Here is a 16,474-nt window from a genome sequence, read left to right on the forward strand (position 1 = left end):
TTATGAAAAAAAAATTCTTTTCCCCATAGAAATAAGGAAATGAAACTTTATTTACTTAGAAAAAAATGTGCAACATAAACACAAACCATCTATCTTTCAGTTATAAACAAGAAATAATAAAAAGAGTTTTTTTTAAATTTTAACAAGTAATTATGCCCTTTCTTTAAATTTATATCGGATAGTCACCTTATATTTGAAAAATTCAACGCTAAACAATAATTTAAAAACATGAAAAAAATTTTATTCGCAGGGTTATTCTTTGCGGTTGCCTGTAATAGTGCCCAACAAAACGTTAGCGCTACCGCAGAAAGCACTACAAAAGAATTAGACCGTGTTGGTTATGCCAATACCATTACCGAAGGTGAGCTCAAAGAACATCTTTACACATATGCCTCTGATGAATTTGAAGGAAGGGAAACCGGGGAGCCCGGACAAAAAAAGGCAGTAGAATACCTTAAAAAGCAATACGAAGATCTTGGAATCCCGGCCGCAAAGGGTGGCGATGATTACTTTCAAACTGTACCGCTAGTAATAAACGGCATTCCTACCGGAGATATTAAAATAGGAGAAAACGATTACACCCTGGGTGATGGCATTATAACATTTTCTGCTGTGCCGAATAAAACTTTCGGTATTGTTTATGCGGGCTATGGAATCGATACTGATAAGTATTCGGATTATGAAAACATAGACGTAAGCGGAAAATATGTGCTTGTTAAAATAGGCGAACCCAAAAATGATGATGGAAAATATACTGTTAGCGGAACTACAGAACCAAGTGTTTGGTCCAACTGGAGGGAAACATTGGCAAAACGGGTAGCTATAGCCATGGACAAAGGTGCCGAAGGTATAATTTATTACGATGATGCATTTTTTGACAGGGTTTCACGTAGGTACCAGCATTATTCTGAAGCCGGGACAGGCGGACAAATGGTTCTGAAAAGCGATAAAAAGGAATTGTCGACCCTGTTTGTCAATAAAGAAATGGCTGCAAAATTATACCCTGAAATCGATACCGACGATACCGCCAAGCCCTTAGACCAAAAAATTACGCTCAACCTTACCAGCACTTCAAAAGATGTTAACTCTGAAAATGTTGTTGCCTATATTAAAGGAAAGAGCAAACCAAACGAATATGTGGTCGTGTCTGCCCATTTGGACCATGTTGGAATGGATGCAGACGGAAATGTTTTTAATGGTGCTGATGATGACGGAAGCGGTACCGTTGCTGTTTTGGAAATTGCCGAAGCATTTAAAAAAGCCGCAGACGATGGAAACGGGCCCGAAAGGTCTATTGTTTTTCTTCATGTAACCGGTGAAGAAAAAGGCCTTTTTGGATCGGAATATTATACCGACCATCCCATTTTTCCATTAGAAAATACCGTTGCCGACCTAAATATCGATATGATTGGTCGTATCGACCCTAAAAGGGATGGCAATAGAAACTATGTATATTTAATAGGCTCTGATAAATTGAGTACCGAACTCCATGAGCTTTCTGAAGAAGTAAATAATAAGTACGCACATATTGAGTTGGATTATACCTATAACGACGATAATGACCCGAACCGTTTTTACTATAGAAGCGACCATTACAATTTTGCAAAACACAATATTCCAATTATATTCTATTTTAACGGGACACATGCCGATTACCATAAAATGACGGATACCCCGGATAAAATTAATTACGATTTATTGACCAACAGGGCCAAATTGGTTTTTCAAACCGCTTGGGAAGTTGCTAATAGGCCGAAAAGAATTGTTGTTGACAAGGCAGAACCCATAGAAAAATAACAAAAAAACTATTTATAGAAGAAGTGCTTTTTCAATAAAATGGAAAAGCACTTTTTTATTTCAAAAGAGGCAGTCATATCGACCGCAGGGAGATATCTCATCCCCTAAATCCATCAGACAAAAAAGACCAGAGTTTGGGGTTAGCTTGAATAAAAATACATCCCAGAAAAGACACAAAAAAAGCCCCTTTTTTAAGGAGCTTTGTATTTTTGGGTGGAAGACCGGTTTCGAACCGGCGACCTCTAGAACCACAATCTAGCGCTCTAACCAGCTGAGCTACAACCACCGTTTAATTGCGGATGCAAATGTAATCGATTTTGTTTCTTTTGCAAAGAAAAAAATAATCTTTTTTAAATCAAATTATCTAACTCGTTCACCCCCAATAATCTTTCAACCGTAAATCCCTCAGCATGGTCTACATTTATTAATCTACCAAGGTCTCTGGCCCTATAATCCAGACTATCAAAAAAGTTTTTGCTAGTTATGGGCGTTTCGGGTTCCTTGCTGTTTGGATCAAAAAATTGTGAGGAATATGCCTGTATGGCCGTTATTTTTTTATCGATAAAACCACTAACGTTTACAACAAAATCGGGTTCGATATTCTTCCATTGAATGTAATGATATACATACTTTGGACGCCATTTTCCCTGCTTTTCTCCATCAATGGAAGTTTCAATCTTTAACAAACCGCTTAAAAAGCAGGCATCGCTTACCAATTTGCTTGCCCTTCCGTGGTCTATATGCCTATCGTCTATGGAATTGCAGAGTACAATTTCGGGCTTGTATTTTCTTATCATTTTAATTACTTCCAGTTGATGCTGCTTGTCGTTTACAAAGAAACCATCAGCAAAGCCCAAGTTTTCACGCGTTTTTACACCTAATATCTTGGCAGCTTTTGCCGCTTCCATGGCTCTTATTTCGGCAGATCCACGCGTACCTAATTCTCCTTGTGTCAAATCTATTATCCCAACTGTTTTTCCATGTGTAATCTCTTTGGCAAGGGTAGCTCCACAGCCCAGTTCAACATCATCTGGATGTGCTCCAAATGCAAGTATATCTAGTTTCATGTATTCTATCGGTTATTTTATTTCGTCCTTCAAAAATACATCAATTATATTTGTTTTGCCCTTACTTTTGAGATTGCCTGTTCAAAGTCGGCTATCAGATCCCTTTTGTCTTCTATCCCAACCGACAACCTAAGCAACCTATCGCTTATTCCCTGCGCTTTTCTTTCTTCTTCTGAAAGCAGGGCATGCGAAGTCCTGACCGAAACAGATATCGTGCTTTCTACCCCGGCAAGGCTCATGGAAGGTTTTATCAAGGACAGGGAAGTTAAAAAATGGTCCATATCGATGCCCGGTTGTAATTCCAGCGAAAGCATCCCGCCATACCCTTTCATTTGGGTACTGGCCAATTCATGACCGGGATGCGATTTTAGGCCCGGGTAATACACTTTTGATACAGACTCGTTTTTACTAAAATATTTAGCTAGTTTTCTTGCATTTCTGTTTTGCGCCTTTACCCTTAATCCCAACGTTTTGATACTCCGTTCCAATAACCAAACAGTATAATCGCTTAAATTACCCCCGAGGTTTATGCCCAAGGAGGCTATTTTTTCTATATGTTCCTTCTTAGCGCAAACCGCACCGGCCAAAATATCGCTGTGACCACCCAAATATTTGGTGGCACTATGCGCTACAATGTCTATTCCATAAGCTATTGGGTTTTGGTTTACCGAAGAGGCAAAGGTGTTGTCTATTACAGAAATTATATTGTTTGCCCTTGCGAGCGCTGCCACCATTTTTATATCGGTGATATGCAAAAGCGGATTGGAAGGCGTTTCTATAAAAATAAGTTTGGTATTTTCTTTTATGGCCGCTTCAAAATCTTTCTTTTCAAGCCCTTTGGTAAAAGAATATTCAATTCCGAACCTTTTAAATTCATTCACTACAAAATTATGGGTTCCCCCATATAATGCTTTTTGCAAAACCACGTGATCTCCATGTTTTAAAAATGCCAATACGGAAGTACAAATGGCCGCCATTCCGCTACTAAAAATCAACGCTGATTCGGCATGTTCCAAGGCAGCCAACTTTCTTGTCAACGCTTGTTGGTTGGGCGTATTAAAGTAGCGTGGATATCTTTTTTCGTCCACGCCTTCAAAATTGTATGAAGTAGCAGGATAAATAGGCGAAACAGCTCCTTTAAATTGTTTGTCCGCTACTTCGCCAACATGCGTACAAATGGTATTTAATTTTAAATTTTCTGGATTCATAATGTAAATGGTTGTATGGTTCAAAATTCAATATAAAAAGACAAAAGCTTCAACCTACTAAGTTAAAGCTTTTGTTATATTTTTTATATGTAATGTTAATCTTATCAGTAAAGAATGTTATGCTTTTTTATAATGCTTTTTATACCTCCAGTAACTTATGCTCCCCAAAACAAGGACAAAAACAACCGAATAATAAATAAAATTAGGGGTTATTACTTTATCTCCGCTTGCATAAGAATGCAACCCAGACAAGTAAAAATTTACTCCGAAATAAGTCATCATAATGCTGGCATAGGCAACAATGCTTGCAAAATTAAAACTCCACCTGCCGCGAAGCCCGGGTACCAAACGCATATGAATAACAAAAGCGTAGACCATAACGCTAATGAGCGCCCAGGTTTCTTTTGGATCCCAGCCCCAATAGCGCCCCCAACTTTCATTTGCCCATTGTCCGCCCAAAAAGGTTCCAATAGCCAGCATAACAATTCCTACGGTTAAAGCAAGTTCATTTATAATGGTTAGTTCTTGAATTACCAAATCCATTTTTACTTTATTCTTTTTGGAGGTAAAAACCATAAGAAACAAGGTAACAATACCAAGGATCATCCCTAAGGTAAACGGCCCGTAACTTCCCACAATAACCGCTACATGGATCATGAGCCAATAACTGTCCAAAACAGGTTGTAAATTGGCAATTGCCGGGTCTAGCCAGTTTAAATGTGCCCCAAAAAGTATAATGGCCGTTACAAAAGCGGTAGACGCAACCGTAAGCCCGCTTTTTCTGGCAAACAACAAGCCCAACCCCATGGTGCTCCATGCTACATAAAGCACACTTTCGTAGGCATCGCTCCAAGGAGCATGGCCGCTTATGTACCAACGGGTAATAAGCCCCAATGTATGCAACCCAAAAAGTATAAAAATACCAATGCTGCATACTTTTATTAATGAGCGCAGTACTTTGTTGTTCTGGAAAAGCTGTACAATTATTAAAGTAAACATCAAGAAACCAAACAGCATATACCATCTAAGCAGTTCTTGAAATATATTTATTTTATTATACCAAATCTCGGCTTTAACCTTTGTGTCTGAAGGCATTACCTCTTCACCATAATTTTTTTGATTTTGTTTGAAAGCTTCCAGTATTTTATCGGCTTGGGTATAATCTCCGGTAGCTTTGGCCTGTTGTAAAGCCATTACATAAAAAGAAAGCGACCTGTTAACAAAATTTGCATATAAGGAATCTTTTATTTCAAACTTCTCCTTTTGAAGCTCTGCCGAAGCTATCCACTTATGGTTTTCGTCATCCGGCAACGGATAAATGCGAAGGATATCGCCACCTAAAGCTTGGTTTAACAAGCCAAGTTTTAAGTCGAAATTCCTAAAGTCTTTTTGAAACTGATTTGGGACATTGGTAGCATATGCCTGTTCCAGATATGGTGAAAGTTTGTAATTTGTTCCTTCAAAAAAATCGACAGCCTTTACATATTTTTGTCCTTTGGGAACATTTATAACCGTTCGTATACTATCGTTTTTCCAGGTAACGTGTATAAAATCTACATTATACCACAACGGAGGGTTTTGCAACATGGAAAGCAACACTTGGTTGGCATCCATGCCCTTAAACGTTTCAGAAGTATGGAGCTTTCGCATTAATTCGGAAGCAAAGGTATTAATTGGTTTCATACGTCCTTTGCCATCCTGCATTACCAACGACCCAAATTTGGCCGCATGCGCTTTATCTACCACTGTTGTGGCCAAAATAGAATCTATTTGATGCTGTGTTGGAGCCGCCACGTGCTCATGTTCCTCCTCGGTTACCTGGTGGTCTTCGGGATGCTCCATGGTACCGTGCATTGGTATGTTTTGGGCCATTCCACCAAAAACTGTAAACAAAATCGCTACCGCAGTTAAAGAAGCCTTTTTTGCTTTTACTTTTTCCAGCATATCTCCTAAACTTCTAAAACGGGTTTTACCAAAGAACATAATGCCCATAAGTCCTGCATACAGCAAAAAGTAGCCCAAATAGGTTATTCTTGTTCCCCATTGGTCGTGGTTTACCGATAAAATGGTTCCTCTTTCGTCGGGATCGAACCCTGATTGGAAGAAACGGTAGCCTTTATGATCCAGAATATGGTTCATATAAATATCGTAATCAAAAGAACGTTCGTCTTCCACGGTAACTTTGCTCATAAACGAAGAATATCCTTTTTCGGTTCCGGGATATTTTTCAGCAATAAAATCATTCAACTTAATACTAAAGGGCAATTCCTTTTTAATGGATCCAAAAGACAAATGAAAATCGAGCCCGCCCACTTTTACGGTCTTGGGATCGTTTAAATGCCCCGTTCCGCCCAATAGTTTCACCTGTTTGGTCTCTCCGTTGGAAGTAACATCCAGGATAAGTGCATCTTGTTGTTCTTTAGTTTTTGTTTTGGTTTCTACAACGCCATATTTCCCTTTCACCACGGGGTCTGGAAACACAAACTGCATTCCGGCCATATTGTATAGGGACCGGTACATTAGCTGTTGAAGGCTGTCTTGAACCACTGTTCCCTGAAATTGGTCGGCCATGCGCATAAACGTTCCCTCAAAAGGAGATTGGATGGAGCTTACAGAATCCTTTATGGTGATATTGACAGCTCCTTCTGTTGGTTTGTTAAAAGCAAACAATATATTGTGAATGCTAGATACTTCGCCTTTCTTTAAATAATGATCGTGCCTGCTCCCGCCCCCGGCTTCAACTATTTTTAGGTAATCGTCTCCGTTTTCGTCTTCAATTAACCCTTCTTCTGCTCCTTCAATAAAACCGGCATAAGCTATGGTAAAAGGCTGTCCGTTAAAATCGGATTTCCATGGCAAGGAAGATTTTAAAGCTTTTTTGGTGACCATAATCTCATCTTGTAGGGCTTTACGCCTGGGTTCGCCGTTAATCTCCCCATCTACAAATGCCGAAACATATTTTTTTTGGGTCAGAATATAATCAACCGAAGTGCCTTCGCGAATGGGCATTGCCCCTTCATAACCAATATAGCGGGTAACAAAAGCCCCAAGGATAATAAATATAAAAGATATATGCAGCAATAAAACGGGCCACTGCTCTTTTCTAAAAAGGCGGTAACGCTTTATGTTCCCGAGGAAGTTTACCATAAAAAAGAGCATGATAAGCTCGAACCACCAGGTATTGTATATCCAAATTTTTGAGGTTTCGGTATTGTACCAGTTTTCTATAAAGGTACCAAAGGCCATGGCGGTTGCAAAAAGAACAAAAAGGATGGCCATTAAACGGGTAGAAAATATAATTTTCTTTAGGGAATCTAACATCAGTATCGTTGAATTTACCAATTGAATTTCAGTTGGCAAAAATAAGGCGTTTTTATCATTTAAAACGTTAAATTGGGATATTAATTCTTAAGGGATCATGATGACTGGCGACAAGTTTTTAGTTTTTGGTTTCTGGTTTTTGGTTTCAAGGAGCAAGAACCTTGAACCGCATGTCAGCTTGAATTGCACATTGTAAACAAGAAAGCAATTCGGTTGTATGGCAGTTCAATAATGAGCGGCATTAACTTTTAACTGTATAACCCTATCTAAATCATCTTCATTCCGTAATTTAGCGTCATGTTAAAAGTTGTTTTATTAGGAGGGGGAAATATTGCATACCATTTGTTTACGGCCTTTGGTAAGTTATCGTCTGTGAGCTTGATACAATGCTACAACAGGAACATCCATTCTATTAAGGAGTTTGGAAAGTTCACCCAAATTACCGATAATATCAATAGCCTTGAAAAAGCCGATATTTATATCATAGCCGTTGCAGATGATGCCATTGCCCAGGTTTCGGACATGCTCCCGTTTTCGGACAACTTTGTGGTGCACACCTCGGGAAATGTTTCCATGTATTCAATGAACGCTAAAAACCGGCGTGGCGTTTTATATCCCTTACAAACATTTTCAAAAGAAAAGCTGGTGGATTTTGGCACTTTGCCTATTTGTATTGAAGCTGAAGATGAAAAAGATTTTAATTTTTTAAAGGCGTTTTCATCAGAATTATCCACACATGTTTACGAGATAAATTCAGAACAGCGCAAGGTAATCCACTTAGCGGCCGTATTTGTAAATAATTTTGTAAACCACCTGTATTATATTGGCCATGAACTCTGCGAAAAAAACAATGTTCCTTTTAATATTTTACACCCGCTTATTGAGGAAACCACCCATAAAATCATGGAGCTCACTCCAAAAGAAGCACAAACCGGACCCGCAAAAAGAAACGACCAAAGTACTATTAATGCACATCTAGAACAATTGCCAAACAAAAATCACAAAGAAATATACAAACTGTTAACAGCATCTATACAAAACACTTATGGAAGAAAAAAACTATAAAGAATACCTACAGGACATTACTACTTTTATTTTTGACGTTGATGGTGTTTTAACCGACGGAACCATTGCAATTACAACCGATGGACAAATGCTCAGGAACATGAACATAAAAGATGGCTATGCCATGAAAACGGCCCTGAACAAAGGATATAACATATGTATTATTTCGGGCGGTAACAACGAAGGCGTACGCGCGCGTTTACGGGGCCTTGGCATTACAGACATTCATTTGGGCATAAGCGATAAGGTTACCACACTAGATGAATATTTTGATATCTATAACATTAAGCCCGAAAATGCCCTGTATATGGGCGACGACATCCCCGATTACCATGTCATGAAAATGGTGGGAATGCCTTGCTGCCCCAATGATGCAGTGGCCGAAATAAAGGAAATCTCTAAATATGTTTCGCACAAACAAGGTGGGAAAGGTTGTGTAAGGGATGTAATCGAGCAGGTTTTAAAAGTACAAGGAAAATGGAAAGATAATTTTGATGCGAAATATGATTAAGGACAAATGGTGTTGATAGTTGATAGTTGATAGTTGATAGTTGATAGTTGATAGTGAATTATACTTATTATTAGTTGAACACTCCCCTTGAAAAAAACCTTTTCTCTTTAACTCATTAACTTATTGACTTATGAATAATATGCGACTTCTCCTTCGTCGGAGTGACTAGGAAAAACAAAAAACAAAGAAAAAATGCTTATAAACAAAAAACTTAAAGACTACCACATAATCCTTGCTTCGGGATCGCCCAGGAGGCAAAAATTCTTTAAAGATTTAGGATTGGATTTTGAAATCCGACTTAAAAAAGTAGACGAAGTTTACCCAGAGCGTTTGTATAAATTTGAAATCCCGGACTATCTGGCGCAATTAAAAGCCCTGCCTCATAAAGAAGGGTTAAAAGAAAACGATATATTAATAACTTCCGATACCATTGTCTGGCATAACAACCAAGCGCTGGGAAAACCCAAGAGCAAGGACGAGGCTATAGCCATGCTTGCATCGCAATCGGGCACCATGCACGAAGTTATAACCTCGGTATGTTTTACTACTACCAAGCTTGAAAAAACCGTTAACCATACCACAAAAGTCTATTTTAAACAGCTCACCGACGAAGAAATAGAATATTATGTAACCCATTACCAGCCATACGATAAGGCAGGCGCATACGGAATTCAGGAATGGATCGGGCAAATAGGTATTGAAAAAATAGAAGGTTCTTACTTTAACGTGGTTGGCCTCCCCGTTTTTGAGGTATACAAAACACTTAACAGCTTAATTGACTAATTTTTTTTAAATTCAGCTTATAGAACACTACTTTATTTTCAATTAACGTAAATATTTTGTATATTATGGAAAATATTCTAAATATGAAATTTACAAAATATATATTCGTTAGCTTTGTTACCCTTATAGTTATTAGTTTTATTATTTATTGGAAATTTACTAATTACGAAGAAGGCAGGATACACTATACAACTTCTGAAGAATTTAACAATTATTGGTACTCTGGTGAAGCCGAAATTACTTCTTATCAACTTTTGCAGGCAAGGTACGGGGAACTGCGCCAGGGAAAAGCAACCTTAATTTATGTTACCGAACCTTTTTTAAAGGAAAAACAAGTAAAGCCAAACAACCCCAATAAGCGGGGCATTACCGTTTTAAAACTAAATACCAGTAAAAATTTTGTAACCGGTATTTACCCATACCACATTATGAACAGTACTTTTTACCCCCTGTCATATCAGGGGCATGCCATTAAAATAGCCACCAGCGTTACAGAATGGTGCGGGCAGGCATATACACAGCTTAACAACCGTAATCTTTTTGAAATTACGTCGCATTCTTATTTTGAAAACGAAGCCGATGCCACTTATACCCTGCCAAAAAATATTCTGGAAGATGAAATCTGGACGCAAATTCGCGTTGCCCCCGATAAATTGCCCATTGGAGAGCAACAGATTATTCCCTCATTGGCTTACCTTAGGCTCAAACATATAGAAACAAAAGCATTTACGGCCATGTGCAAGGTTGAAAAAAATAAAAAAAGTACCACATATTCAATACATTATCCCGATCTGGAAAGAACACTTGCCATTACATTCCAATCGGCTTTTCCATATGCTATAGAGGAATGGGAAGAATCTTACAAAAGTGGTTTTGGAAAAGAGGCCAAAATCATTACTTCATCAGCAAAAAAAATTAAGACAATTAGAACGGCTTATTGGGAGAAAAATGCAACATCTGATGTATCTTTGCGGGACACATTAGGACTGTAATTTTTTATGACAACATATTTATCAATATTTAGAGAAGAGATTTTACGTTCTCTTATCGCCATTTTTTTATTGCTCCTTATTAGGTTTATTCTTTTTAAAACCGTGAAAAAAGTCGGCAAGCTTGGAGACATCGACAGGAATCGGACACTACTTATCCTTAAATTTTTTAATATTTTCCTGTTTTTCGTCTTTGTTGTGGTTATAAGTTTGTTATGGGGTGTCGATTTTAAAGACTTGGGCTTGTTCTTCTCCTCTGCTTTTGCAGTAATCGGGGTTGCCTTTTTTGCCTCGTGGTCCATTTTAAGCAATATTACAGCCGGAATTATTTTATTCTTTTCCTTTCCCTTTAAAATTGGGGACCGTATACGTATTCAGGATAAAGATTTTCCTACCGAAGCCATTATAGAAGACATCAAGACCTTCCATATACATTTGCGTACCGAAGATGGCGAATTAATTACATACCCCAATAGTTTAATGCTGCAAAAAGGGGTGGCCGTTATCGAGAAACACCTTAAAGAAGACGACGGAGTGCATTCGGTATAACAGCAATCATACAAAAGTGTGGGCTCGGTAGGTCGTTAATCGTTAACGCCTAAACGGGCATTTATCTTATTTCTTGCATGCCCTTTTTGCAGGCTTGCAGGTGCTAACTTGTTTGCATTAAAACCTATATTTTTTCAATGTTTATTTATATTTGATGTCAATTCGCAATAAACCAACTTATATGCAGCTTAAAACATGTACCCAACTGTTTGTTCTTTTATGTATTAGTGCCAGTTTTGCACAAAAAAACAATCAATCAGCATTAACCATTAAACAGATTATGCAAGGCGATGACTTTGTTGGCCACCTTCCTTCAAATGTGCACTGGTCTGTAGATGGAAAAACAATATATTTCGATTGGAACCCCGAAAAAGCATACAGTGATTCTCTTTACATGTACGGCCTTACTTCAGAAAAAATAGAAAAAGTAAGTTTTGAAACCGAATACTACCTTCCATCAACAAATGGAAACTTCAACTATAAAAAAGATAAAAAGACATATACCAAACACGGTGATATTTTTTTAATGGATATCCCTTCAAAAAAAATCACGCAAATTACTAATACCGAAGCTATTGAAAGTAGTGCACATTTTACGGGAAACGAACATAAAATTGCATATGTAAAAAACAAAAACCTTTACACTTGGGATATAAACACCGGGGAAACAAAACAAATAACCATTTTTAAAGACAAGAAAGAGCAAGAAAAAGAAAGAGATACCAAAGACGAATGGCTCTATCAAGACCAACTGGCACTGTTTGACGTATTACGGGAACGCAAAGCAAAAAAAGACCTTCGGGAACGATTAAACAAACGGGAAGATGCCAAAAGTCCATTACCTATATATTTGGAAGGAAGGTCCGTTTATAGCCAACATATAAGTCCGAATGAAGATTACGTAACCTATTTAACCGTTAAGGAAAAAGACAACAAAGGCACGATTGTGCCCCATTATGTAACCGAGTCCGGCTATACGGAAGACCAGCATACACGTGCTAAAGTAGGCAACATCCCCGACGAATATGTATTATATGTATATGATATAGAAAACAGAAAGACATACCCCGTTCAACTGGAAAATCTGGAAGGACTTGACTACCTTCCCGAATACACTAAAGATTATCCCGGCAAAGAATATAAAAACAATAATAGAATTGGCTATATAAGCGGGCCTATTTGGAACGAAGACGGCACCAAAGCTGTGTTGGACATTAATTCCAACGACTACAAAGATCGATGGATTGTTTTACTGAACATTAAAGAAGGTACCGTTACCAATCTTGACCATCAGCATAATAAAGCCTGGATTGCCGGGCCGGGCATAGGAGGCTATCGCGGGGGCGAACTTGGTTGGATGCCCAATGGCAAGAGCATTTGGTTTCAATCGGAAAAAACAGGCTATTCGCACCTGTATACCCTTAATACCGAAAACAAAAAGTTAGACGCACTTACTTCTGGTAAATATGAAATTTACAGCCCTAGTATTTCCAATGATAAAAAATCCTGGTATTTTACGGCCAATAAAATACATCCCGGAGACAGGCAATTTTATAGCATGCCCATCAATGGTGGGGAAATGGAGCAACTTACCAATATGACCGGAAATAACGATGTTGTACTCTCCCCCGATGAAAAGCAAATGGCAATCAGCTATTCGTATTCCAACAAACCTACCGAACTTTATTTACAACCAAATCCTAAGTATAAAAGAAATGCAAAAGCCATAAGAATAACTTATTCTACTACAGAAGATTTTAATAAATATGCATGGAAAGAACCGGCATACATAACCTTTAAGGCAAAAGATGGTGCCAATGTGCATGCCCGTTTGTACCAACCCAAAGAAAATGTAAAGAACAAAGCAGCCATTATATTTGTACACGGAGCCGGATATTTACAAAATGCCCACAAATGGTGGAGTCTATACTTCCGTGAGTATATGTTTCATAACCTACTGGTTGATAACGGATATACGGTACTGGATATTGACTACCGTGGCAGCGCAGGATACGGTAGCAAGTGGCGTACGGGCATATACAGGCATATGGGAGGAAAAGATTTGAGCGACCAGGTGGATGGCGCCCGGTACATGATAAACAATCTCGGTATAAACAAAGACAAAATAGGGATTTACGGAGGCTCTTATGGCGGGTTTATAACCCTTATGGCCATGTTTAACGAGGCAGATACCTTTAAGGCCGGAGCTGCCATACGTTCGGTGGGAGATTGGGCAGCATACAACCACGGTTATACTGCACGTATTTTAAATACCCCAGCAACCGATAGCCTTGCCTATAGAAGAAGCTCCCCTATTTATTATGCAGATGGCCTAAAAGGCGATTTGTTAATTCTTCATGGAATGGTAGACGACAATGTTCATTTTCAAGATATGGTACGCCTATCGCAACGTTTAATAGAACTTGGAAAAAATAATTGGGAAATGGCCGTTTACCCTGTTGAAAAACATGGTTTTGTAGAGCCCACCAGTTGGACAGATGAATATACACGTATATTCAACCTTTTTAACGAAAGTTTATTAAAAAAGTAAAAAATAGCAGGCCGCAAACTACCAACATTTATTTTTATATTTGAAAAACTCCTAAAACTGAACGCATGCAAAGAATATTATCCTTTCTTATCGGATTGGCAATTACATTTTCCATAAATGCACAAAAACCTAAAACCTATACATCTTCAAACATATATGAAGCCGTACAGAAACTCAATTTTTTAGGAACTGCTTTATACATTGCTGCGCACCCAGACGATGAGAACACAAGGCTAATTTCATACCTTTCCAACGAAGTAAAGGCCAGAACGGCCTATTTATCGCTTACACGTGGCGATGGAGGTCAAAATTTAATTGGCCCGGAACTGCGCGAACTTTTAGGTGTTTTAAGAACAGAAGAACTCTTGGCAGCAAGAAATATAGATGGAGGGCAGCAGTTTTTTTCAAGGGCAAACGATTTTGGTTTTTCCAAACACCCCGAAGAAACACTGGAAATATGGAACAAAAAAGAAGTGCTGGCCGATGTTGTTTGGGTAATTAGAAATTTTAAACCCGATGTAATAATCAACCGATTCGACCACAGGACACCGGGCACTACACATGGGCACCATACCTCCTCGGCAATGTTGAGCTTTGAGGCCTTTGATATGGCCAGAAACCCCAATGAATACCCCGAACAGTTAAAATACACAGCAACATGGCAACCCGAAAGACTTTTCTTTAACACCTCATGGTGGTTTTACGGGAGTCCAGAAAATTTTGAAAAGGCCAACAAAACTAAATTACTCCATGTAGATATTGGTACCTATTACCCTACCTTGGGCATGAGCAATAACGAGATTGCCTCTATTGCCAGGAGCCAACATTTAAGCCAAGGGTTTGGTGGTATTTCTTCTCGCGGAAGCGAACAAGAATATTTAGAATATTTAAAAGGAAGTCTCCCAAATGATGAAAATAATATTTTTAGCGGTATAAATACAACCTGGGGCCGTGTAAAAGGTGGCGAGGCCATTGCCGAAATTCTGCTGGATGTACAAAACCATTTTAATTTTAAAAATCCTTCCGAGCATGTCCCCCAATTGGTAAAGGCCTATCAACTTATAAATAATTTAGAAGATGAATACTGGCGGAAGTTAAAATTAGAGGAAATTAAAAAAATTATTAAAGCCTGTAGCGGACTTTTCTTGGAAGCCACAGTCAATCAAGCTTCAGCCGTTCCCGGGGAAACCATCGATATACGGGCTTCAGCAATAAACAGGTCGGACATAGAAATGAAGCTGAAAAGCATTAAAACAACCCCAACCAATGAAACAAACAATTACAACAAAACATTGGCCAACAATCAAGAAACAAGCTCGGGCATAGCTGTAACGATTCCTCAAAACAGTCCATATACCGCTCCATACTGGCTAAAGGAAGAAGGTACTTTGGGAATGTACAAAGCGCCACAGGAATTAAGGGGAAAACCGGAAACCCCACGATTGGTAAAAGCCAATTTTAACATTGATATAGGCGGCGTTGAAATTCCTTTTGAAGAAGACATTGTTTACAAATATTCTAAACCGGATAAAGGGGAAATTTATCAACCGTTCCAAATTCTTCCTCCCGTTACAGCTTCAGTGGCCAATAAAGTTGCAATTTTTTCAAACAACGAGAGCAAGCAAATTTCGGTCACCATAACGGCCGGAAAAGACAATATCTCCGGGTTACTTCACTTAAAACACAATGGCGGTTGGAACGTTTCTCCGGAAAGTATCAACTTTAACATAGCCAATAAAGGAGACACCAAGACAATTCATTTTAAAATTACACCGCCGGACAATGAAGATGAGGAAACCATGACACCTGTTATTAAAGTCAATGGTAAAGATTATAACAAAGAGCTTGTTACCATAGCATACGACCATATTCCAACACAATCGGTACTGCTTTCCGACAGTTTCAAAGTAGTGAGACTGAATATTAAAAAAATAGGAGAAAACATAGCTTATATAGCTGGTGCCGGTGATGCGGTTCCCGAAAGTTTACGGCAGATAGGCTACAATGTTACCGTTATTCAACCTGAAAACATAAACAGTGCTTATTTAAAAATTTTTGATGCCGTCGTGGTAGGCATCCGTGCATATAACATTCACGAATCGCTAAAATTTAAGCAACATATTCTTTTAGACTATGTAAAAAACGGGGGGAACCTTGTTGTTCAATACAATACCGCCGGAAGAGGTGGCTTGAACATAGATAATTTGGCACCTTATTTGTTGGAACTATCGCGAGACCGTGTTACGGACGAAAATGCCGAAGTAACCTTTAACGCACCTTCAAATGCATTATTGAATACTCCCAACAAAATTACCCAAAACGATTTTAACGGCTGGGTGCAGGAAAGAGGGCTTTATTTTCCTGATAAATGGGGAAAGGAATTTACGTCTGTTCTTTCCATGCACGACAAAGGGGAAAGCAAAAAAGACGGAAGCCTTTTAATAGCACCATATGGAAAAGGTTATTATATTTACACGGGTTTGAGTTTTTTTAGGGAACTCCCAGCCGGTGTCCCGGGAGCATATAAAATCTTTGCCAATATGCTCTCGGTAGGTAAAACAGCTAAAAATGATGCCAATTATATAAAAGGGTGATAACATGTTGAATAAGTTTGTTTGGAAAAGGGAATACAC

The 16,474-nt window shown here is 38.6% G+C and carries 11 protein-coding genes and 1 tRNA gene; 8 read left to right on the forward strand and 4 right to left on the reverse strand.

Annotated features, from left to right (window positions below):
* The first annotated feature begins 228 nt into the window (after positions 1 to 228).
* Positions 229 to 1,797, forward strand: coding sequence for a M28 family peptidase (locus UXI14_RS00125; protein ID WP_335964248.1), 1,569 nt, complete (start codon positions 229 to 231; stop codon positions 1,795 to 1,797).
* Positions 1,798 to 2,008: 211 nt separating this feature from the next.
* Here UXI14_RS00125 and UXI14_RS00130 read toward each other — a convergent pair.
* The 4 genes from UXI14_RS00130 to ccsA form a co-directional block, all read right to left on the reverse strand.
* Positions 2,009 to 2,084 (reverse strand) — tRNA-His (locus UXI14_RS00130).
* A 63-nt stretch (positions 2,085 to 2,147) separates the two neighbouring features.
* The gene (bshB1, locus tag UXI14_RS00135) at positions 2,148 to 2,864 is read right to left on the reverse strand and encodes a bacillithiol biosynthesis deacetylase BshB1 (RefSeq protein WP_335964249.1); all 717 of its coding nucleotides are present in this window, start codon (positions 2,862 to 2,864) and stop codon (positions 2,148 to 2,150) included.
* 44 nt (positions 2,865 to 2,908) lie between these two features.
* The gene (locus UXI14_RS00140) at positions 2,909 to 4,072 is read right to left on the reverse strand and encodes a PLP-dependent aspartate aminotransferase family protein (RefSeq protein ID WP_335964250.1); all 1,164 of its coding nucleotides are present in this window, start codon (positions 4,070 to 4,072) and stop codon (positions 2,909 to 2,911) included.
* Positions 4,073 to 4,189: 117 nt separating this feature from the next.
* Positions 4,190 to 7,393 carry a cytochrome c biogenesis protein CcsA gene (ccsA, locus tag UXI14_RS00145; protein WP_335964373.1) on the reverse strand — a complete coding sequence of 1,068 codons (3,204 nt, stop codon included), beginning with the start codon at positions 7,391 to 7,393 and terminating at the stop codon, positions 4,190 to 4,192.
* 297 nt (positions 7,394 to 7,690) lie between these two features.
* Between ccsA and UXI14_RS00150 the strand changes: the two genes are divergently transcribed.
* The 7 genes from UXI14_RS00150 to UXI14_RS00180 all read left to right on the forward strand — a co-directional run bounded on the left by UXI14_RS00150 (position 7,691) and on the right by UXI14_RS00180 (position 16,435).
* Complete coding sequence (locus UXI14_RS00150; RefSeq protein ID WP_335964251.1) at positions 7,691 to 8,458, forward strand: DUF2520 domain-containing protein; 768 nt, start codon at positions 7,691 to 7,693, stop codon at positions 8,456 to 8,458.
* Positions 8,439 to 8,969 (forward strand): HAD-IIIA family hydrolase, encoded by a 531-nt coding sequence (locus tag UXI14_RS00155; RefSeq protein ID WP_335964252.1) that lies wholly within the window; start codon positions 8,439 to 8,441, stop codon positions 8,967 to 8,969. Before UXI14_RS00150 ends, UXI14_RS00155 begins: the two co-directional genes overlap by 20 nt.
* 192 nt (positions 8,970 to 9,161) lie before the next feature.
* Entirely contained in the window at positions 9,162 to 9,752 is a 591-nt protein-coding gene (locus UXI14_RS00160) for a Maf family nucleotide pyrophosphatase (protein ID WP_335964253.1), read from the forward strand.
* 83 nt (positions 9,753 to 9,835) lie between these two features.
* The gene (locus tag UXI14_RS00165; protein WP_335964254.1) at positions 9,836 to 10,744 is read left to right on the forward strand and encodes a septum formation inhibitor Maf; all 909 of its coding nucleotides are present in this window, start codon (positions 9,836 to 9,838) and stop codon (positions 10,742 to 10,744) included.
* Positions 10,745 to 10,846: 102 nt separating this feature from the next.
* Positions 10,847 to 11,290 (forward strand): mechanosensitive ion channel domain-containing protein, encoded by a 444-nt coding sequence (locus UXI14_RS00170; RefSeq protein WP_335964255.1) that lies wholly within the window; start codon positions 10,847 to 10,849, stop codon positions 11,288 to 11,290.
* Between the two features lie 181 nt (positions 11,291 to 11,471).
* Positions 11,472 to 13,841 carry a prolyl oligopeptidase family serine peptidase gene (locus tag UXI14_RS00175; RefSeq protein WP_335964256.1) on the forward strand — a complete coding sequence of 790 codons (2,370 nt, stop codon included), beginning with the start codon at positions 11,472 to 11,474 and terminating at the stop codon, positions 13,839 to 13,841.
* A 65-nt stretch (positions 13,842 to 13,906) separates the two neighbouring features.
* Positions 13,907 to 16,435, forward strand: coding sequence for a PIG-L family deacetylase (locus UXI14_RS00180; RefSeq protein WP_335964257.1), 2,529 nt, complete (start codon positions 13,907 to 13,909; stop codon positions 16,433 to 16,435).
* The last annotated feature ends 39 nt before the right edge of the window (positions 16,436 to 16,474 follow it).

This window comes from Galbibacter sp. PAP.153 (assembly GCF_037029175.1).
Classification (GTDB): domain Bacteria; phylum Bacteroidota; class Bacteroidia; order Flavobacteriales; family Flavobacteriaceae; genus Galbibacter; species Galbibacter pacificus.

Coding starts and splice junctions, on each gene's coding strand:
- UXI14_RS00125 (WP_335964248.1), top strand. CDS start 229: ATGAAAAAAATTTTATTCGCAGGGTTATTCTTTGCGGTTGCCTGTAAT.
- bshB1 (WP_335964249.1), bottom strand. CDS start 2,864: ATGAAACTAGATATACTTGCATTTGGAGCACATCCAGATGATGTTGAA.
- UXI14_RS00140 (WP_335964250.1), bottom strand. CDS start 4,072: ATGAATCCAGAAAATTTAAAATTAAATACCATTTGTACGCATGTTGGC.
- ccsA (WP_335964373.1), bottom strand. CDS start 7,393: ATGTTAGATTCCCTAAAGAAAATTATATTTTCTACCCGTTTAATGGCC.
- UXI14_RS00150 (WP_335964251.1), top strand. CDS start 7,691: ATGTTAAAAGTTGTTTTATTAGGAGGGGGAAATATTGCATACCATTTG.
- UXI14_RS00155 (WP_335964252.1), top strand. CDS start 8,439: ATGGAAGAAAAAAACTATAAAGAATACCTACAGGACATTACTACTTTT.
- UXI14_RS00160 (WP_335964253.1), top strand. CDS start 9,162: ATGCTTATAAACAAAAAACTTAAAGACTACCACATAATCCTTGCTTCG.
- UXI14_RS00165 (WP_335964254.1), top strand. CDS start 9,836: ATGAAATTTACAAAATATATATTCGTTAGCTTTGTTACCCTTATAGTT.
- UXI14_RS00175 (WP_335964256.1), top strand. CDS start 11,472: ATGCAGCTTAAAACATGTACCCAACTGTTTGTTCTTTTATGTATTAGT.
- UXI14_RS00180 (WP_335964257.1), top strand. CDS start 13,907: ATGCAAAGAATATTATCCTTTCTTATCGGATTGGCAATTACATTTTCC.